At 51.0% G+C, this 3549-nt stretch carries 2 tRNA genes and 2 rRNA genes; all 4 read right to left on the reverse strand.

The features are described from left to right. Positions 1 to 71, reverse strand: a 5S ribosomal RNA gene (gene rrf, locus ACWKV5_RS29540); the annotation flags it as partial. 149 nt (positions 72 to 220) lie between these two features. Further along, positions 221 to 3112 (reverse strand): 23S ribosomal RNA (locus tag ACWKV5_RS29545). A gap of 247 nt (positions 3113 to 3359) precedes the next feature. Continuing rightward, positions 3360 to 3435: transfer RNA gene (locus ACWKV5_RS29550), tRNA-Ala, on the reverse strand. A gap of 30 nt (positions 3436 to 3465) precedes the next feature. Then, positions 3466 to 3542 (reverse strand) — tRNA-Ile (locus tag ACWKV5_RS29555). Between the last annotated feature and the right edge of the window lie 7 nt (positions 3543 to 3549).

Consider the following 3549-nt stretch of genomic DNA (forward strand, 5'->3'; position numbering starts at 1 on the left):
TCGGCGATGCATCGTTTCACTGCTGAGTTCGGGATGGGATCAGGTGGTTCCAATGCTCTATGGTCGTCAAGAAATTCGGTAGCCAGGTCGTGCTCCTTACGGATCACGCTCCAGCGAATGGGTATGCGATAGATTTGTGTGTTTCGAATTTTCGACAATGTATCGTCTTCACACACCGCAATCTGGCCTCTCTCGAGTTCACAGATTGCTTGGGTGTTATATGGTCAAGCCTCACGGGCAATTAGTATTGGTTAGCTCAACGCCTCACAGCGCTTACACACCCAACCTATCAACGTCGTAGTCTTCGACGGCCCTTCAGGGGACTCAAGGTCCCAGTGAGATCTCATCTTGAGGCTAGTTTCCCGCTTAGATGCTTTCAGCGGTTATCTATTCCGAACATAGCTACCCGGCAATGCCACTGGCGTGACAACCGGAACACCAGAGGTTCGTCCACTCCGGTCCTCTCGTACTAGGAGCAGCCCCTCTCAAATCTCAAACGTCCACGGCAGATAGGGACCGAACTGTCTCACGACGTTCTAAACCCAGCTCGCGTACCACTTTAAATGGCGAACAGCCATACCCTTGGGACCGGCTTCAGCCCCAGGATGTGATGAGCCGACATCGAGGTGCCAAACACCGCCGTCGATATGAACTCTTGGGCGGTATCAGCCTGTTATCCCCGGAGTACCTTTTATCCGTTGAGCGATGGCCCTTCCATACAGAACCACCGGATCACTAAGACCTACTTTCGTACCTGCTCGACGTGTCTGTCTCGCAGTCAAGCGCGCTTTTGCCTTTATACTCTACGACCGATTTCCGACCGGTCTGAGCGCACCTTCGTACTCCTCCGTTACTCTTTAGGAGGAGACCGCCCCAGTCAAACTACCCACCATACACTGTCCTCGATCCGGATAACGGACCTGAGTTAGAACCTCAAAGTTGCCAGGGTGGTATTTCAAGGTTGGCTCCACGCGAACTGGCGTCCACGCTTCAAAGCCTCCCACCTATCCTACACAAGCAAATTCAAAGTCCAGTGCAAAGCTATAGTAAAGGTTCACGGGGTCTTTCCGTCTAGCCGCGGATACACTGCATCTTCACAGCGATTTCAATTTCACTGAGTCTCGGGTGGAGACAGCGCCGCCATCGTTACGCCATTCGTGCAGGTCGGAACTTACCCGACAAGGAATTTCGCTACCTTAGGACCGTTATAGTTACGGCCGCCGTTTACCGGGGCTTCGATCAAGAGCTTCGCGTTAGCTAACCCCATCAATTAACCTTCCGGCACCGGGCAGGCGTCACACCCTATACGTCCACTTTCGTGTTTGCAGAGTGCTGTGTTTTTAATAAACAGTCGCAGCGGCCTGGTATCTTCGACCGGCATGGGCTTACGCAGTAAATGCTTCACCCTCACCGGCGCACCTTCTCCCGAAGTTACGGTGCCATTTTGCCTAGTTCCTTCACCCGAGTTCTCTCAAGCGCCTTGGTATTCTCTACCCAACCACCTGTGTCGGTTTGGGGTACGGTTCCTGGTTACCTGAAGCTTAGAAGCTTTTCTTGGAAGCATGGCATCAACCACTTCGTGTTCTAAAAGAACACTCGTCATCAGCTCTCGGCCTTAGAATCCCGGATTTACCTAAGATTCCAGCCTACCACCTTAAACTTGGACAACCAACGCCAAGCTGGCCTAGCCTTCTCCGTCCCTCCATCGCAATAACCAGAAGTACAGGAATATTAACCTGTTTTCCATCGACTACGCTTTTCAGCCTCGCCTTAGGGACCGACTAACCCTGCGTCGATTAACGTTGCGCAGGAAACCTTGGTCTTTCGGCGTGGGTGTTTTTCACACCCATTGTCGTTACTCATGTCAGCATTCGCACTTCTGATACCTCCAGCAAGCTTCTCAACTCACCTTCACAGGCTTACAGAACGCTCCTCTACCGCATCACCTAAGTGATACCCGTAGCTTCGGTGTATGGTTTGAGCCCCGTTACATCTTCCGCGCAGGCCGACTCGACTAGTGAGCTATTACGCTTTCTTTAAAGGGTGGCTGCTTCTAAGCCAACCTCCTAGCTGTCTAAGCCTTCCCACATCGTTTCCCACTTAACCATAACTTTGGGACCTTAGCTGACGGTCTGGGTTGTTTCCCTTTTCACGACGGACGTTAGCACCCGCCGTGTGTCTCCCATGCTCGGCACTTGTAGGTATTCGGAGTTTGCATCGGTTTGGTAAGTCGGGATGACCCCCTAGCCGAAACAGTGCTCTACCCCCTACAGTGATACATGAGGCGCTACCTAAATAGCTTTCGAGGAGAACCAGCTATCTCCGAGCTTGATTAGCCTTTCACTCCGATCCACAGGTCATCCGCTAACTTTTCAACGGTAGTCGGTTCGGTCCTCCAGTTAGTGTTACCCAACCTTCAACCTGCCCATGGATAGATCGCCCGGTTTCGGGTCTATTCCCAGCGACTAGACGCCCTATTAAGACTCGCTTTCGCTACGCCTCCCCTATTCGGTTAAGCTCGCCACTGAAAATAAGTCGCTGACCCATTATACAAAAGGTACGCAGTCACCCAACAAAGTGGGCTCCCACTGCTTGTACGCATACGGTTTCAGGATCTATTTCACTCCCCTCTCCGGGGTTCTTTTCGCCTTTCCCTCACGGTACTAGTTCACTATCGGTCAGTCAGTAGTATTTAGCCTTGGAGGATGGTCCCCCCATATTCAGACAAAGTTTCTCGTGCTCCGTCCTACTCGATTTCATGACTAAGAGATTTTCGCGTACAGGGCTATCACCCACTATGGCCGCACTTTCCAGAGCGTTCCGCTAATCTCAAAGCCACTTAAGGGCTAGTCCCCGTTCGCTCGCCACTACTAAGGGAATCTCGGTTGATTTCTTTTCCTCAGGGTACTTAGATGTTTCAGTTCCCCTGGTTCGCCTCTTAAGCCTATGTATTCAGCTTAAGATAACCATCTTATGATGGCTGGGTTCCCCCATTCAGACATCTCCGGATCAAAGTCTGTTTGCCGACTCCCCGAAGCTTTTCGCAGGCTACCACGTCTTTCATCGCCTCTGACTGCCAAGGCATCCACCGTATGCGCTTCTTCACTTGACCATATAACCCCAAGCAATCTGGTTATACTGTGAAGACGACATTCGCCGAAAATTCGAATTTCTCATTTAAGAGAACTCACAAATTTTACCTTAGCCTGATCCGTTACCAGTGAAAGTAACGTTCAGTCTATCTTTCTATCACATACCCAAATTTTTAAAGAACGAACTAGTCAAAGACTAGAAATCAACATTCACCATCTCGCGATGGAATGCTCATTTCTAAGCTTTCTTACTAACAGAAGCAGTAGTGGTGGAGCCAAACGGGATCGAACCGTTGACCTCCTGCGTGCAAGGCAGGCGCTCTCCCAGCTGAGCTATGGCCCCGTATTTCTACAGGCGTTTCCCACACAAAATTGGTGGGTCTGGGCAGATTCGAACTGCCGACCTCACCCTTATCAGGGGTGCGCTCTAACCAACTGAGCTACAGACCCAATTTCG

This window comes from Pseudomonas oplopanacis, assembly GCF_057128725.1.